Source organism: Ulvibacterium sp. (assembly GCF_965248315.1).
Classification (GTDB): Bacteria; Bacteroidota; Bacteroidia; order Flavobacteriales; family Flavobacteriaceae; genus Ulvibacterium.
Genome location: NZ_CBDFIX010000002.1, coordinates 4,146,280 through 4,162,840 on the forward strand (window position 1 = coordinate 4,146,280; position 16,561 = coordinate 4,162,840).

The following is a 16,561-nucleotide window of genomic DNA, read 5'->3' on the forward strand; positions in this document are numbered from 1 at the left end:
TTTACAGTTACTATTCCGTGATTCTTTGAAGTCTATAACCCGAAGATTTCAACTCAAAATTATCCTTTACCTTGATTAGCTCAACCGTTTCTCCTCCAAAAAAATCAAAGTTATAACCTGGGATGATGGCCAAGCTATCCGACAGGGGTGAAAGCCCCAATTGAAAATCGACGGTGCCGGGGTAGGATGCGTGGAACCTTAGTTCCAAAACACCAAACTCGTTCACCAACAATTCCGCTTTTTCGATGGTTCGGTAATCAATTGCATCGTAATTGATCACTTTATAGGTTCCGACGGCCTGTTTCCATGATTGCGGAATCTGGGTATTGTCGATTTTTGCCCCTCCAATGTTCCGTTTTCCGCTTTCGTATTGTTCCCCGACCACAAGTTCATTTCCGACCTTATCCCAAAAAATGTCCATTGCATGAATTTTGATGCCCATCTTCTTTACCGATAATTTAAGTAAATTATCTTCATGAACCGTGGCAATTCCTTTTTGCTTGTCCAGACCAAGGGTCACATTAAACTTTTTGCCAGCAGGTTGTAGGTCCAAGATACCAAGATCGGTGCTATACGCGCCCCCCAATTCCTTCATTTGGCTATTGGTCAAAGTTACTTTGCCCGACTTCCTCTTTATTTGGGGCATACCCCCTTTTAAACCATATCTTTTGGATAGAAAATCAAATGTTTTTGACCAAATATCCCAGTGCAAACGGCTTGAGGCATTGGAGTTGCTGCATACGATCACTGCAGTCCGTTGCTCGGGGATATAAAAGATATAGCTGTAGAAAGGTTCGTGGATTCCCCCTTTTTTAATCCTCTTGAACCCTTGAAACGGTTGTATTTCCCACATTAGGCCTATCTGGGTGCCATAGGCCATTGGGGCGTCCACAAAATGCAGGGTATGGGCTTCCTTCACTATTTCAGGTTTCAAAAAAACATTGCCATCGCCATCATTTTTAATAAAATAGACCTGGCATAATTTGGCAAGGTCGGAAGTAGTGGAGTACACCCCGTCCGATCCAGGCCAACTGTATTCATAGGTCGGGGTTTCTTTTCCGTTTACATACCCTTTAGTGTCCACAGGGCCAAAACCTGAATGATCCATCCCCAAGGGTTTAAATACCTTTGTAGCTACAAATTCCGAGTACGGCATTTTAGCCACCCGTTGTACCAATAAGGCCAATAGATCTACCCCCCAATCCGAATATTGGTATACCTTTCCTGCTGGGGCAATAAGATACTCGTTACGACTATAGATCAAAAGACTATCCAAAGGCAACGGTTGCTTCTTTAAAAACCCTTTGGCCCTCAGCCGTGGCACACCTGCATAATGGGACAATAAATGTCTTACCGTGAAATCAATGGGACCAGAAAAGTGTTTCTTCATTATAAATTCGGGAACGTAATCGGTGTAAGGCCTATCGATGTCGATTCTGCCATCGGAATAGAGTTTGAGCACTGCAGTTGCAGTAATCACTTTGGACACCGATCCTATGGGATATGGGGTGTTCAAATCAGCCTTTGAACCATTTTCCAGGTCGGAAAAACCGAATCCTTTGTCCACCACGACTTCGCCGTTCATGATTACGGTCACATTTGCTCCGACTACATGATACTTTTTCATTTTTTTTGGGACGAATTTGTTATATGACTGCTGGAAACTGGTAAGTTCTTCGCTCTGTTTTTGGGAAAAAACCATTGACCAGGCTAGGAAAATGGGTATGTACAAATAATTTTTAATCGTTCTTCTCATGATTGATGTTTTTACCAAAACAACAAACAATCTGAGCTTTAAAAGGTGAAATTGTATTAAAATTGGATGAAACGATATGTTTTTCTACTTGAAATGCATATAGGAGCAAAACGTGTCGGGAATTGTCTCGACCAATTTGATAATTCTTAATGTTATCATTGCACAAAACGCATTGCAACTAAGCCACACTAAGAAGTTGTTTGCTTATTCTTACTACTTGGTTGCATTTAAAACATTGCGGATGCATGCCAAAAACTTCAGAAAACAGTGGAATCTTGATAATGATAAACTTACTCTACACACTGCGCTGACTAGTTTATCCTATAATGCGTAAAAGGCAATTGTACGATTCCCAGTAATTCCCCGTGGGTACTGGATAAATATAAATGGGCAAAGGTTTTCATTTCTTTTTATTTTAGTACCGTTACAACAATGGTGCTCGTATTAAACTCTAAAGTTGAGAATAAATGAGAAAAGTAAAAATTGGTATTATCAATGTATCAGATAGGGCCAGTCGTGGTGAATATGAAGATTTACCTGGTAAGGAGGTAAAGCGGCTTCTGAGATTATGGCTGTCCAGCCCATGGGAAGCGGAGTACGCCGTGATTCCCGATGAACAAACCTTGCTGGAAAAAGAATTGATCCATATGGCCGACAATAAGGCCTGTTGTCTAATCGTAACAACGGGTGGCACCGGACCTGCCATACGGGACGTGACTCCGGAAGCAACGATTACCGTCTGTGAAAAACTACTCCCCGGATTTGGTGAGCAGATGCGACAGGTAAGCCTGCAATATGTACCCACTGCCATTCTCTCCCGTCAAACCGCTGGAATCCGTGGAAGCACGCTGATTGTCAATCTACCAGGCAAACCAAAATCCATTCGAGAATGTCTCGAGGCCGTATTTCCTGCTATTCCCTACTGTATCGATCTTATTGGAGGGCCTTATTTAGAAGTAAATCAAGAGGTAATGAAGGTATTTCGACCCGGGCAAAGATTAAAGAAGTTATAAGTTAAATTAGCCTCTAAGAATAGTTTTGAACCATGAAACTTATCGGTTTAGGGCTCTTGATTTGGCTTTTTAACTTCGTAAATCGTCCGATTGATAACACGGAATATATATACCGGGGATTCTTCCACTACTGTCAATGCAATTCAAACATAGCTTCTATTTCCACGGGAATACCGTCAGGTAGCATCATACCTACCGCGCTCCGCACACCTATCCCAAGTTCGGCACCGAAGATATCGGCCATTAACTCACTAAAACCATTAATTACAGAAGGCTGATCTACAAAATCCGGAGTACAGTTTACCATACCCAGTACTTTAACCACTCGTTTAACCCTATCGATACTTCCAAAATGCGTAATTATTGATGAAAGGACAGTTAATCCTACTTGTCTGGCCGCTAAATATCCACCATCTATATCCACAGTATCACCTAACCGCCCTTGTACTAAACTTCCATCGTTCCTTACGGGTCCATGACCTGAAACATATAGGAACTTATCAACTACGAGCACAGGTATGTAAACCCCTTTGGGTTTTGGTGCAGGGGGCAAAACCAATCCCAACTCCTCAATTCTTTCTGAAGGTGATTTTTTCATATTAAGTTAAAATTGTATCCAATAACAGAACTCCTCCTATACCAATAATGCCCACTATGGTCTCCATTACTGTCCATGTAGAAAGTGTTTCTTTTATAGAAAGGTTAAAATATTCCTTAAACATCCAGAATCCGCCATCGTTGACGTGGGACAACATTAAACTACCGGAACCTACGGCCAGTACCATAAGTTCCGGGTTGACACTTGTTCCGGATACAAGGGGTAATGCTATTCCCGCGGCCGTAAGTCCTGCCACCGTTGCGGAACCCACGCAAACTCTAATGATTGCGGCTATCATCCATCCTAAAAATAAAGGAGAAACGTCGGTGCCCTTGAGCAGTTCCCCGATATAATCACTTACACCACTATCCACTAAAATCTGTTTTAATGCTCCGGCACCCGCAATAATCAACAAAACCATGGTAATGCTGGAAACTGAATTGGAAATGGATTGCATCAGTTTGCCCATTTTTTCACCTTGGTAAATTCCCAGAGTATAAATAGCAACAAGAACGGAGATAAGCATGGCTATGACAGGATTGCCAATAAAACCCATAATAAGATGTAGCGTACCACTTTCCGGAATGAAGTTCATCAAAACGGTTGATATCATAATTAATAGTACCGGAAGTAATGCAGTAAAAATGCTAATAGCCATACTGGGCATTTCATTATCCTTTAAAATTACCGGGTTATAAAACTCCTTAAGAGGCGTTGCCTCTATGTTTTTAATTGTTCTTGCAAACAATGGCCCTGCGAGAATGATGGCAGGAATAGCAATTACGATTCCATACAATAGTGTTTTTCCCGTATCTGCTCCAAACATTCCTACAATTGCGGTCGGGGCCGGATGTGGTGGTAAAAAACCATGGGTAACGGACAATGATGTAAGCATAGGAAGGCCCACATATATTAAGGGCAAACCCGTGGAGGCCGCGACGGTAAACACCAATGGGATTAGTATTACAAAGCCTACGGAATAAAACATGGGTATACCGACAATAAAACCAGCTAGTACAACCGCCCATTGAATGTATTTCAAACCAAAGGCATTGACAAGCTTTGATGTAATTCTCTGTGCAGCACCACTATCTGCTACAAGTTTGCCCAACATAGCACCTAAACCAATAATCATTACCAAAAAACCAAGCGTATCGCCAATGCCTTTTTGAATAGATTGTACAACACTGTCCAATGGCATACCTTGAAATATGCCGACAGTGATACATACTATTAGAAATGAAATAAAGGTGTCTAGTTTTACTACGATTATTAAAACAAAGAGCAATAGGATTCCGGCAATTATGATTAAAAGAGGCATATCTATTTTTAATTCTATTATGGCTATGATTAAGCCCTCTAAAATAGCCGTGTTTTAGGTTATAAAAAAGTTCTTTTTTGATATAAAATTTTTTGGAAACAAATACCCAAACTTTTACAGGCTCCACCCTTGTAACCGAATTATGCATAGGTGGAATATTGATCCTAGTTTTAAATGATCCATAAGAGAAGGAATATTTGTTTTCAACCACGCAAATTGAGACTATTTTAAAAGTGTCAAACAACGAAAATTGAATTGTGAGATAACCTATGACCATGGCAATAGCTCTACCACTTTCAATGAGTGTTGCTGCTAGTATGGCGGAATGTATGGAAAAGTATTCAAGCGGATTGATTAGCTTGTGGAGTGGAGCAGAAGTTCATTGCCGACCTAACGAAACCATGAAGTCAAAATCATGGAATCGAACTTAGGAACATGTGGCTTAGGGAGAGGAGTAACGAATTAAAGCTAATCTCTTGTTGCTGTAAAAACAAAAAGTTCTCTTTAGAAAGTAATCCTTTCATGAGAACTTTTTAGTTTTTGTTCGTCGGGGTGGCAGGATTCGAACCTGCGACCTCCTGCTCCCAAAGCAGGCGCGATAACCGGGCTACGCTACACCCCGAGTGGTGTAAATTCAATACTTCAAATTCTAAATCCCAAGTCCCAAAACATACTACCTTTGAAAGTAGTCCGGGAACCGGACGGAGTTTATCCCCCGAAGTTGGCCTTCCCAATTTAAAAGTCGGCCTTCGCTTTCAATGGCTCAGGCCGACGAAGGCGGAGAGACTGGGACTCGAACCCAGGCGACACTTGCGCGTCGACAGATTAGCAATCTGCTCCGTTACCACTCCGGCACCTCTCCAAAATTTCAATTTGTTCCACATCCTCTAAAATGCGGACCTGCCCGCCGAAAAAATTTTCTGCATTCAGGCGGGTGCAAATGTAATTCTTCAAAGGATGGAACGCAACTATTTTTGTTAGTTTTTTACCTATGCTTATCCCTACAATTATTCTGGATATTCTACTCTTAAATGATAGATATTTGTCAGCTTTTGCTTAAAAACTTTTTTGATCATCTCTATTTCCTTAAAGGTAATATTGGCATTAAGGAATTGATCGGCCTGCATTTGCCCGGCAATTATCTTGTCAACAAACTCATTTATTATAGGAAATGTGGGATTCTTAAGGCTCTTTGAAGCGGCCTCAACGGAATCTGCCATCATAAGGATTGCTGTTTCCTTCGAAAAAGGGGTTGGCCCGGGGTATTTGAAATCATCTTTATTGATCTCACCTGATATCTCCTGTTGTTTCTTAAAAAAATAATAGACCAAAGTAGTTCCATGATGGGAACGTATAAAATCAATTATCCTGTCTGGTAAATTGTTTTTACGGGCAATGTCTATCCCTTGAATAACATGATCAATAATAATCTTTGCACTATCCTTTGGGGACAGATCATGATGCGGATTTACATTGGTAACTTGATTTTCCGTAAAATACGTAGGATTGTTCATCTTCCCGATATCATGATATAAGGCACCTACCCTTACCAACATAGCACTGGCACCAATCTCATTGGCCGCCGCTTCGGACAAATTTGCCACTTGTAAAGAATGATGAAAAGTACCCGGAGCTTTATTGGACAGCTCCTTCAATAATCGAGAATTGGTATCGGAAAGCTCCAACAATGACACATCGGAAACTAACCCGAATATTTTTTCATAAATGTAAATCAAAGGTTGAACAAAAAGCGTAATCATACCATTTAACAGGAACAAGCCAAGGGTAAACCAAGCAATGTTATCCAAATTACCCTCATGTATAATATGAAAGGCCAGATAACCAATGATATATATTAGGGTAATCTGGCTAACGGAAATAAACAGATTGGCCCTTTTGTACAATTCGGATACGGTTAATATGGTCACGATGCCAGCTATGGTTTGTAAAAAAATGTATTCAAAACTGTTGGGTACCACAAAACCAAGGATGAGTACAGTCAATACATGGGCAAAAAGTCCCAACCGTGCATCAAAAAAGGTCTTTAGGATAAGTGGTAAAATACAAAGCGGAACTACAAAAACATAAGCCTCGTTATACTTTACCATCAACGTGGTGATAAATACCATTAATAGGATATTGAAGAAAATAAAGGTGACCTTGGTGTTATTTTCAAAAATGTGCTTCCGATATTTTTTAAGAAAAAGGAACAGCATCATTAACACAAGCGCCACTAGGATGGTATATCCAAAAAGAATAAAATACTGATTGCTATCTGTCCAAAGTTCCGATTCATACTCTTCCTTTAAGGAATTTAGAAGTTGTAAATTATCGGATTCCACAACCTCGCCTTTGGCAATTATCAACTTTCCTTCATCAACTGTTCCCCTAGTGTACGATATGCTGGAAAGCTCCTCATCCAAAGCCCTTCTAGAAAGGTTTTCATCGTAGGATACATTTGGTTTAACAAGGTCGAATAAAAGGTCTTGGAAAAAAGAGTAAAAGTCCGAGAGGCCCTTATTGTCCAGAATCGATCTGGTCACTTCTTCAACTCCTTGTAACCGGTACAGATCATTAACATAAATTTGTTCGGCCTCGTTATTTTTCACCAAATAAATATACCTGCCAGGCCTATCTTTGCTTGTCTTCTTTTCAATACCGTTCTCATAGAGCTTTCCTAGGATCTCCTTGCCCGTTTCCTTTAGCGTAGGCAATTGATCTTCGGTAAACCGTTCTTTGGAGAAAACGCTTTGAAACTGATTCTCAAATTCCCCATATACTACATCCACAATAGCTTGATCATACCTATAGTAATCTATTTGAGCGTTTTTAATCCGGGTTTTTTCTTGCTCAATTTCTTCAATACTTTTCTGGATCGAAAAATCAAACGGGGCATATAGGTTTTCATATTGCCACGGCTTGCCTTTTTGAAATTCATACTTAAACTTTCCTCCTTTGGGAAAGAAAAAAACAATACAAAATATGGAAAGGAAGTATAGAAAATATTTGTAAATAAGCGATTGGTTTTTATAGAGTTTGTCCAGGAATTTTCGCATGCGGCAAGTATCTATATCAAAAATAGAAAATATAAATTCATCATAAGTCTTTTGAAAAAGTAAACTATAGTGTTGCGCTTTAATTTCTTAATTTCGCAGCAGCAAAGAATTCCCGTTATGAAGGAGGTTGTTATAGTATCTGCAGTAAGGACACCCATTGGAAGCTTTATGGGTAGTTTATCAACGATTCCCGCACCTAAATTGGGTGCCATTGCCATTCAAGGTGCACTCGAAAAAATCAAACTCGACCCCAAACTTATTCAAGAGGTACTCATGGGCAATGTGGTACAGGCAGGTACCGGTCAGGCCCCGGCAAGACAAGCGGCTATTTTTGCCGGTATCCCGGATACCGTTCCCTGTACTACCGTAAACAAGGTTTGCGCTTCGGGCATGAAAGCCGTTATGCAAGCTGTCCAGGCTATTGCCCTAGGCGATATTTCAATAGCTGTAGCTGGAGGAATGGAGAATATGAGTCTTATCCCACATTACGTCCATATGAGAAATGGTGTGAAATTTGGTCCCAGTTCTTTGGTAGATGGAATGCAGAAGGATGGTTTGGTAGATGTATATGATCAGAATGCCATGGGTGTATGTGCTGATTCCTGTGCTTCCCAATATGGATTTAGCCGAGAGGATCAGGATGCGTTTGCCGTCCAATCCTACCAAAGATCTACAGAGGCCTGGAAATCAGGTAGATTTTCAAATGAGGTAATTCCTGTTGAAGTACCTCAGCGCAGGGGCGAACCCATTTTGGTCAATGAGGATGAGGAATACAAAAATGTAAAGATGGAAAAAATCCCCTCCTTAAGACCAGCATTCTCCAAAGATGGTACCGTAACCGCGGCCAATGCCTCTACCATCAATGACGGTGCCGCTGCCTTGGTTTTAATGAGTGCGGATAAGGCAAAGGAACTAAATATGGAACCATTAGCTACTGTTACAGGGTATGCCGACGCAGCCCAAGAACCAAAATGGTTCACCACGGCCCCGGCCAAAGCCCTCCCCAAAGCATTGGATAGGGCAAACATATCCCTCAATGATGTTGATTATTTCGAATTTAATGAAGCCTTTGCCGTTGTGGGATTGGCCAATATGAAATTATTAGGGCTAACGGATGCCAACGTCAATGTTAATGGAGGAGCGGTTTCCCTAGGGCATCCCTTGGGATGTTCAGGGGCCAGAATACTGGTTACTTTGCTCAATATTTTGGAACAAAGAAATGGCAAAATTGGAGCCGCAGCCATTTGCAACGGCGGTGGAGGTGCTTCAGCAATGATCTTGGAAAGAAAAAATTAATTAGCCTTACCGCTCAATGCCTATGCAATACGGTATTTGCCACCTTAGTATAGTCGCTGTGAAATCCTCCGCGGAAGATACCTCACCAATGATTTCCCAGTTATTATATGGCGAACACTTCAAAGTTTTGGAACGAAGAAAACTATGGGGTAAAATCCGTAATGCTTTTGATGGATGCGAAGGTTGGGTAAGCAATAATCAGATTTCCCTAATTAATGAAACGGAATATAAAGAAATCGATGCCATTGAAACTCCGAAATACAGTTCAGATCTGGTTTCTTATTTAATCCAGGAAAATTCTACCCTAATCCCCGTGGTGTTGGGGTCTTGTATTGTAAGTACGCCTACCCTACCTTATGTTTTTGATGGGTTTTGTATGGAGGGCAAAATGGAAAAATCCAATATCGTGAGTACCGCATTGATGTATCTTAATGCGCCATACCTGTTGGGAGGCAAAACTCCATTTGGTTTGGACTGTTCCGGATTCACCCAATTGGTTTATAAGCTCTGTGGGTATCAATTGTTCCGAAATGCAATTGAACAATCAGGGCAAGGTGCTGCCTTAAGTTTTATAGAGGAGAGCGAACCTGGGGATCTTGCCTTCTTTGATAATGCTGAAGGAGAAATTTTCCATGTGGGCATCATTATGAAAAATAACTATATTATTCATGTTCATGGAAAGGTACGTATGGATAGATTGGACCATACCGGTATCTTCAACACTGATATGGGAAATTACACTCATAATCTTAGAGTAATCAAAAAGATTATATAAAAAAACCCAGGTTGCCTAACCTGGGTTTTTCAAGGAGAGTGTTAGGATATTGCTATTCCCCTAACAATTTCTTGACTCTCATAAAATTATCGTTGTCGCCCATGGCGCCATAGATGTTCTTCAACTGCGTTAAAATACCTTGATTGTCCGGATTTGACTTCAAAGCTTCTTCCAAAACATTGGCACCTTGATTAAACAAGCCATCTTTTTTCTCTTTTAGCTCCTCGTAACGCGCAATATCCGCTTTGGAGTTCCCCAATGAATTCATTTCATCTATAAGGCCATTACCCTCGTTTACGTAGGTTGTAGAAAGATTCAATTGTGCATTGGTATAACCAGGATTGATATCCAAGGCTTTTTTATAGGAAGCTCTAGCTTCTTCCAAATTACCTTGTTCCATATTGATTACACCAATATTATAATGCAAATCTGCATTATCGGGAGCCATATCGGCTGCTTCTGCCATAAGGGTCTTAAACATTTCCTTGTCACCCATCTTATAATATAGATTCGCCTCGCTAAGGACAAGGTTTACATCATCCGGATTGTCCGCTCTGGCTTTCTTAAAGGCCTCCACCGCTTTGTCATTTTGCCCCAATTGAGTATAAATTAGAGCGGCATTCTTAACGATTTCTGCTTTTTTTGAAGGAGTGTTTTCATCTATGGGATCTTTGTATGATCCCGACTTAACCATTAGGTCACGCTGTACCTTGTCCATGGTCTCGACTTCTCCAGTAGAAACGTTTGTGGCCTTATAAACAATACCACCACCATCATAACCTATACTTTGTAGTTCATCGTAATACTCCAAGGCCATCTCATAATGGCCCCCATTTACTGCACTACTGGCGGCATAATAAAGATAGGTAGTATCCTGAGGGCTGATCTTATAGCCCATATATAATTTTTCCGCTGCTTCCTTGAACTTTTTGTTGCCATTATCCTCCACGGCAGAGTTCACCAAATCCGCCGTTATGGCTTGTAAATGCTGCCGTGTTTCACTAGTGTACTTAAGCTTCCTACTCGCATTTTCTACTTCAATCACCTTTTGAAAGGAAGAAACCGCTTCATCAAAGGCATCGTTATCTCCCTTTTTAGCTAAGTCCGCAAAAGTCTTTCCCCTTAAAAAATAATACTGTGCCTGTACTTTTTCATCCGTACCGGAAATCATTCCCGAAATACCGTCCAAGGCAGTTTTTGCGGCAACGGCGTCACCACCCTTTAAAGCCTTCTCCGCGGTTTTAATTTCGCTCTTCTGAGCTAATCCGACCAATGCAAAGGACATGGCCGCCATTAATATAACCTTAGTTTTCATTTTTGAATTAATTAAATTATTAGTGTTTATTGATTATTCCTCTTTTGTTTCTTCGGGACTTCCATTATCAAGAGCCGTGCCATCTTCCGTATTTACCTCAATATCAAGGATATCCGTTTCGTCCAATTCATCTTCGTCCTTCATTACCTTGGCAACGGCCGCAATGGAATCGTTATCTTTAAGATTAATAAGTTTAACACCCTGCGTGGCCCTTCCCATTACTCTTAAATCCTCTACACCCATCCTGATGGCGATACCCGATTTATTGATAATCATCAGATCATCAGAATCCGACACATTTTTTATAGCAACCAGGCCTCCTGTCTTTTCGGTAATGGAGATGGTCTTTACTCCTTTTCCTCCCCTATTGGTAATCCGATAGTCATCGATACTAGACCTTTTTCCATAACCGTTTTCAGAGACCACCAAAATATCCTCATCAAAATTATGAACCGACACCATACCGATTACCTCATCGGTTTCATCCGCCAAAGTAATACCCCTTACCCCGGAGGCATTTCTACCCATAGGCCTAGTCTTGCTTTCCTCAAACCGTATGGCCTTACCGGATTTTAAGCCCAATAGAATCTGACTGGTCCCCGTGGTAAGCTTGGCTTCCAAAAGCTCATCTCCTTCTCGGATACCAATTGCGTTGATACCATTTTGTCTAGGTCGGGAATATTGTTCCAAGGAGGTTTTCTTTACGGTTCCTTTTTTGGTGGCCATTATCACATAGTGGCTATTAACATAGTCCTCATCCTTAAGGTCTCTGGTACAAATGAATGCCTTTACATTATCGTCCTGTTCAATATTTATAAGATTTTGTATGGCCCTTCCCTTGGAAGTTCTACTTCCCTCCGGTATTTCATAGACCCGCATCCAAAAACATTTTCCTTTCTGGGTAAAGAACAACATATATTGATGGTTGGTCCCAACAAAAAGATATTCTAAAAAGTCCTCGTTTCTTGTGGAGGATGCTTTTTGGCCAACGCCACCTCTATTTTGGGTTTTGTACTCCGTAAGCGGAGTTCTCTTGATGTAACCGGCATGTGAAATGGTAATGACCACCTGTTCATCCGGAATCATATCCTCTATGCTAAGGTCCCCTCCCGCAAAATTGATTTCAGACCTTCTTTCATCTCCATACTTTTCCTTTACCTCTAAAAGCTCGTCCTTTATGATCTGCATCCTTCTTTCCTTTTTGTCCAGGATGTCCTTAAGATCTGCAATGGTCTTAATTATCTCATCGTATTCGGAACGTAGTTTATCTTGCTCCAGGCCGGTCAGTTGTCGCAAGCGCATTTCTACAATGGCCTTGGATTGGATTTCGGTCAACTTAAACCGTTCCATCAAATTCTCCCGGGCCTCATCGGCATTTGAAGATGCACGTATAATAGCGATAACTTCGTCTATATTGTCAGAGGCTATAATTAGACCCTCTAAGATATGGGCCCTGTCCTCTGCTTTTTTAAGCTCAAACTTTGTGCGCCTCACTACAACATCATGCCTGTGTTCCACAAAATAATGGATCATTTCCTTGATGTTGAGCAATTGTGGCCGTCCGTTTACAAGGGCTATATTGTTTACGCTAAAGGAAGACTGTAATGCAGTGTATTTGTAAAGGGTATTCAATACAATATTGGGAATGGCATCACGCTTTAAAATATATACGATACGCATGCCTTTTCTGTCAGATTCATCACGTATACTGGAAATACCATCTATTTTCTTATCATTGATCAAATCGGCGGTCTTCTTGATCATATCCGCCTTGTTGACCTGAAATGGAATTTCGGTGACCACGATACATTCCCTGCCTTGGACCTCCTCTATATTAGCCTTTGCCCGCATCTTTACCCTTCCCCGACCTGTGTGAAAGGCTTCCTTTACACCATCATAACCATAAATGATTCCCCCAGTCGGGAAATCGGGTGCTTTGATATGGGTTATGAGCTCATCAATCTCTATTTCCGGATTGTCTATAAAGGCGACTGTCCCATCTACTACTTCGGAAAGGTTATGGGGAGGCATATTGGTAGCCATTCCTACAGCAATACCCGATGCGCCGTTCACCAATAAATTGGGTACGCGTGTCGGCAGTACCGTAGGTTCTTCCAGGGAGTCGTCAAAATTGAGTTGATGATCCACGGTATCCTTATCGATATCCGCTAACATCTCATCGGCAATTTTGCGCATACGTGCTTCCGTATAACGCATTGCGGCCGGACTGTCTCCATCTATAGAGCCAAAGTTTCCTTGGCCGTCCACCAACATATAGCGAAGACTCCACTCCTGTGCCATCCGGACCATAGTGTCATAAACCGAGGTGTCCCCATGTGGATGGTATTTACCTAGAACCTCTCCGACAATACGAGCGGATTTTTTATGGGAACTATTTGACCTGACCCCTAATTCGTGCATGCCGTATAACACCCTTCTGTGTACCGGTTTTAAACCGTCCCTGACATCGGGTAAGGCACGTGACACAATGACCGACATTGAGTAATCAATGTAGGCAGATTTCATTTCGTCCTCAATGTTGATAGGAATCAATTTTTCTCCTTCCGCCATTATTAAAATCTTGTTGTTTTAGTTCATCAAAAAAGCATGCCAATATACGGAAAATAGAGGCTTTTAAAGCATATTGAAAAGACTTTATTCAATTATTTATCAACACTTTCACCCCCTCTTTTCGTTGATAATTACCCTGTTAATTATTTTGTAAATCAATGCTTTTTTCGTCATTTAGGACTAGTTTATCGAATATAGGTACGGTATTTGTCCGAGATAAGGCTAGATTTACTAATTTTATAGATGAAAGAAAATTTCTATGGATGATAATTTTTCACCTCGGGTAAAGGATGTCATTGCTTACAGCAAGGAGGAAGCATTAAGACTCGGGCATGATTTTATAGGTACCGAACATTTAATGTTGGGACTTTTACGAGATGGTAACGGAAAAGCCATCAGTATATTGGACGCCTTGGACGTAGACCTGGACCATCTACGACGAAAAGTCGAGATTCTAAGCCCTTCCAACCCAAATCCCAGCGGCATACAAAAAGACAAGAAAAATCTGCATTTGACCAGACAGGCGGAGCGGGCCCTTAAAACAACGTTCCTTGAGGCCAAACTTTTTCAAAGTTCTTCCATAAACACGGCACATTTGTTATTGTGCATTTTGCGCAATGAAAACGACCCCACCACCAAACTTTTGCATAAGTTAAAAGTTGACTATGATGGGGTAAAGGAGCAATTCAAATTCATGATCACCAGTGATGATGACATTGTGGATGCGCCTACTTCCGAATCATTTCCAAGCGATTCGGATGATGCTGCCGAAGGAAAGGAGAGTACCTTTGGAACTTCTTCAGGACAAAAAGGGAACAAAAAATCCAAAACTCCGGTTTTGGATAATTTTGGGAGGGACCTTACCCGATTGGCGGAGGAAAACCGGCTTGATCCCGTGGTAGGCCGGGAAAAGGAAATAGAACGGGTATCCCAGATTTTAAGTAGACGCAAGAAGAACAACCCCCTTCTGATAGGAGAACCTGGAGTAGGAAAAAGTGCTATTGCGGAAGGCTTGGCGCTTCGTATCATAAACAAGAAAGTATCCCGAATTTTATATAACAAACGTGTTGTGACATTGGATTTGGCATCCCTGGTAGCCGGCACCAAATACAGAGGCCAGTTTGAGGAACGGATGAAGGCGGTAATGAACGAGCTTGAAAAGAACGACGACGTTATACTTTTCATAGACGAGATTCATACTATAGTTGGTGCTGGAGGAGCAACTGGAAGTTTAGATGCTTCCAATATGTTCAAGCCCGCACTTGCCCGAGGAGAAATTCAATGTATAGGAGCCACCACCTTGGACGAGTACAGACAATACATTGAAAAGGACGGTGCACTCGAAAGGCGTTTCCAAAAGGTGATTGTTGAGCCCACTTCTGTAGAGGAGACCATTGAGATTCTTCAGAATATCAAAGAAAAGTATGAAGATCACCATAATGTAGAATACACGAACGAGGCTATTGTTGCCTGTGTGAAACTGACCAATCGCTATATGACAGATCGGTTCCTTCCGGACAAGGCCATCGACGCCATGGATGAAGCAGGATCGCGTGTGCATATTGTAAATATGGATGTTCCTAAACAGATATTGGAACTGGAAAAACAATTGGAGGACGTCCGCGAGCTCAAAAATAGTGTAGTCAAAAAACAAAAATATGAGGAGGCCGCCAAATTAAGGGATGATGAAAAGCGATTGGAAAAGGATTTGGCCACTGCTCAGGAAAAGTGGGAGGAAGATAGCAAGCAACACAAAGAAACAGTAAGCGAAGACAATGTGGCAGATGTTGTTTCCATGATGAGCGGCATCCCTGTAAATCGTATAGCCCAAACGGAAAGTAATAAGTTGGCCGAATTGCCCGAATTGATAAAAGCCAACGTGATTGGCCAGGATGAAGCGGTAGCTAAAGTGGCCAAGGCCATCCAACGAAATAGAGCCGGACTTAAGGATCCCAATAAACCAATTGGCTCCTTTATCTTCTTAGGGCAGACCGGAGTGGGCAAAACACAATTGGCCAAGGTATTGGCCAAGGAATTGTTTGATTCCGAAGACGCGCTTATTCGAATAGATATGAGCGAATACATGGAAAAATTCGCCATATCACGATTGGTAGGAGCACCACCAGGGTACGTGGGTTATGAAGAAGGTGGGCAGCTTACGGAAAAGGTTAGAAGAAAACCATATTCTGTGATTCTACTTGATGAAGTGGAAAAAGCACACCCGGACGTTTTCAATATGCTATTGCAAGTATTGGATGATGGTTACTTAACGGATAGTCTTGGAAGAAAAATTGATTTTAGGAATACTATTATCATTATGACTTCTAACATCGGTGCCAGACAGTTAAAGGATTTTGGACAAGGTGTAGGTTTTGGAACCGCGGCTAAAAAAGCCCAGGAGGACAGTCACCACAAAAGTGTAATAGAGAGTGCCCTTAAAAAGGCCTTTGCTCCCGAGTTTCTGAATCGTATTGACGATGTTATCGTGTTTAATCCGTTAGAGCGAGAGCATATTCACAAAATCATCGATATTGAATTGGACAAGCTTTTTGCAAGAATAAAGGATATAGGCTACAACCTTAAACTCACGGTAAAGGCCAAGGATTATATCGCTGAAAAAGGATTTGACAAACAATATGGAGCCAGACCTTTGAAAAGAGCCATTCAAAAGTATATAGAAGATGCACTGGCCGAGGAAATTGTCAACTCCAAATTGGAAGAGGGCGATAGTATCCAAATGGATTTGGACAAAAAGAACGATGAACTTACCATAACGATTAAAAAGGCAGAAAAATCTTCAAAAACCTAAAGAATAGATAGTAAATATTGGATAAGGGAGTCATACAAAATGACTCCTTTT

Annotated in this window: 10 protein-coding genes and 2 tRNA genes; 4 read left to right on the plus strand and 8 right to left on the minus strand. The window is 41.3% G+C overall.

Annotated elements, in window-relative coordinates; all coding sequences use genetic code 11:
* Window positions 1-10 precede the first annotated feature (10 nt).
* Window positions 11-1,756, minus strand: coding sequence for a serine hydrolase domain-containing protein (locus ACP2AF_RS19295; RefSeq protein WP_425237780.1), 1,746 nt, complete (start codon window positions 1,754-1,756; stop codon window positions 11-13).
* Window positions 1,757-2,223: 467 nt separating this feature from the next.
* Here ACP2AF_RS19295 and mog point away from each other — a divergent pair, with 467 nt between their 5' ends.
* Window positions 2,224-2,769 (plus strand): molybdopterin adenylyltransferase, encoded by a 546-nt coding sequence (mog, locus tag ACP2AF_RS19300; RefSeq protein ID WP_425237781.1) that lies wholly within the window; start codon window positions 2,224-2,226, stop codon window positions 2,767-2,769.
* Window positions 2,770-2,902: 133 nt separating this feature from the next.
* Here the strand turns inward: mog and ACP2AF_RS19305 are convergent, their stop codons facing one another.
* The 5 genes from ACP2AF_RS19305 to ACP2AF_RS19325 form a co-directional block, all read right to left on the minus strand.
* Window positions 2,903-3,367, minus strand: coding sequence for a RidA family protein (locus tag ACP2AF_RS19305; RefSeq protein WP_425237782.1), 465 nt, complete (start codon window positions 3,365-3,367; stop codon window positions 2,903-2,905).
* Window position 3,368: 1 nt separating this feature from the next.
* Window positions 3,369-4,688, minus strand: coding sequence for a gluconate:H+ symporter (locus ACP2AF_RS19310; RefSeq protein WP_425237783.1), 1,320 nt, complete (start codon window positions 4,686-4,688; stop codon window positions 3,369-3,371).
* A 547-nt stretch (window positions 4,689-5,235) separates the two neighbouring features.
* Window positions 5,236-5,310: transfer RNA gene (locus ACP2AF_RS19315), tRNA-Pro, on the minus strand.
* A 156-nt stretch (window positions 5,311-5,466) separates the two neighbouring features.
* Window positions 5,467-5,550, minus strand: a tRNA-Ser gene (locus tag ACP2AF_RS19320).
* Between the two features lie 145 nt (window positions 5,551-5,695).
* Window positions 5,696-7,744: an HD family phosphohydrolase gene (locus ACP2AF_RS19325; protein WP_425237784.1), complete on the minus strand. Its 2,049-nt coding sequence runs from the start codon at window positions 7,742-7,744 to the stop codon at window positions 5,696-5,698.
* Between the two features lie 117 nt (window positions 7,745-7,861).
* On the opposite strand from ACP2AF_RS19325, the gene ACP2AF_RS19330 reads away from it, so the two are divergent.
* Together ACP2AF_RS19330 and ACP2AF_RS19335 are read left to right on the plus strand one after the other, a co-directional pair.
* The gene (locus tag ACP2AF_RS19330) at window positions 7,862-9,040 is read left to right on the plus strand and encodes an acetyl-CoA C-acyltransferase (RefSeq protein ID WP_425237785.1); all 1,179 of its coding nucleotides are present in this window, start codon (window positions 7,862-7,864) and stop codon (window positions 9,038-9,040) included.
* Window positions 9,041-9,098: 58 nt separating this feature from the next.
* Window positions 9,099-9,815, plus strand: coding sequence for an NlpC/P60 family protein (locus ACP2AF_RS19335; protein ID WP_425237786.1), 717 nt, complete (start codon window positions 9,099-9,101; stop codon window positions 9,813-9,815).
* Between the two features lie 52 nt (window positions 9,816-9,867).
* Here the strand turns inward: ACP2AF_RS19335 and ACP2AF_RS19340 are convergent, their stop codons facing one another.
* Complete coding sequence (locus tag ACP2AF_RS19340) at window positions 9,868-11,130, minus strand: tetratricopeptide repeat protein (RefSeq protein WP_425237787.1); 1,263 nt, start codon at window positions 11,128-11,130, stop codon at window positions 9,868-9,870.
* Window positions 11,131-11,163: 33 nt separating this feature from the next.
* Window positions 11,164-13,701, minus strand: a complete 2,538-nt coding sequence (gyrA, locus tag ACP2AF_RS19345; protein ID WP_425237788.1) for a DNA gyrase subunit A — start codon at window positions 13,699-13,701, stop codon at window positions 11,164-11,166.
* A 259-nt stretch (window positions 13,702-13,960) separates the two neighbouring features.
* On the opposite strand from gyrA, the gene ACP2AF_RS19350 reads away from it, so the two are divergent.
* Entirely contained in the window at window positions 13,961-16,510 is a 2,550-nt protein-coding gene (locus ACP2AF_RS19350) for an ATP-dependent Clp protease ATP-binding subunit (protein ID WP_425237789.1), read from the plus strand.
* Window positions 16,511-16,561: the final 51 nt, after the last annotated feature.

What these genes read in the sequence shown, in the direction of transcription:
- ACP2AF_RS19305 (WP_425237782.1), bottom strand. Translation starts at nt 3,367, where the DNA reads ATGAAAAAATCACCTTCAGAAAGAATTGAGGAGTTGGGATTGGTTTTG.
- mog (WP_425237781.1), top strand. Translation starts at nt 2,224, where the DNA reads ATGAGAAAAGTAAAAATTGGTATTATCAATGTATCAGATAGGGCCAGT.
- ACP2AF_RS19330 (WP_425237785.1), top strand. Translation starts at nt 7,862, where the DNA reads ATGAAGGAGGTTGTTATAGTATCTGCAGTAAGGACACCCATTGGAAGC.
- ACP2AF_RS19310 (WP_425237783.1), bottom strand. Translation starts at nt 4,688, where the DNA reads ATGCCTCTTTTAATCATAATTGCCGGAATCCTATTGCTCTTTGTTTTA.
- ACP2AF_RS19340 (WP_425237787.1), bottom strand. Translation starts at nt 11,130, where the DNA reads ATGAAAACTAAGGTTATATTAATGGCGGCCATGTCCTTTGCATTGGTC.
- ACP2AF_RS19295 (WP_425237780.1), bottom strand. Translation starts at nt 1,756, where the DNA reads ATGAGAAGAACGATTAAAAATTATTTGTACATACCCATTTTCCTAGCC.
- ACP2AF_RS19350 (WP_425237789.1), top strand. Translation starts at nt 13,961, where the DNA reads ATGGATGATAATTTTTCACCTCGGGTAAAGGATGTCATTGCTTACAGC.
- ACP2AF_RS19325 (WP_425237784.1), bottom strand. Translation starts at nt 7,744, where the DNA reads ATGCGAAAATTCCTGGACAAACTCTATAAAAACCAATCGCTTATTTAC.
- gyrA (WP_425237788.1), bottom strand. Translation starts at nt 13,701, where the DNA reads ATGGCGGAAGGAGAAAAATTGATTCCTATCAACATTGAGGACGAAATG.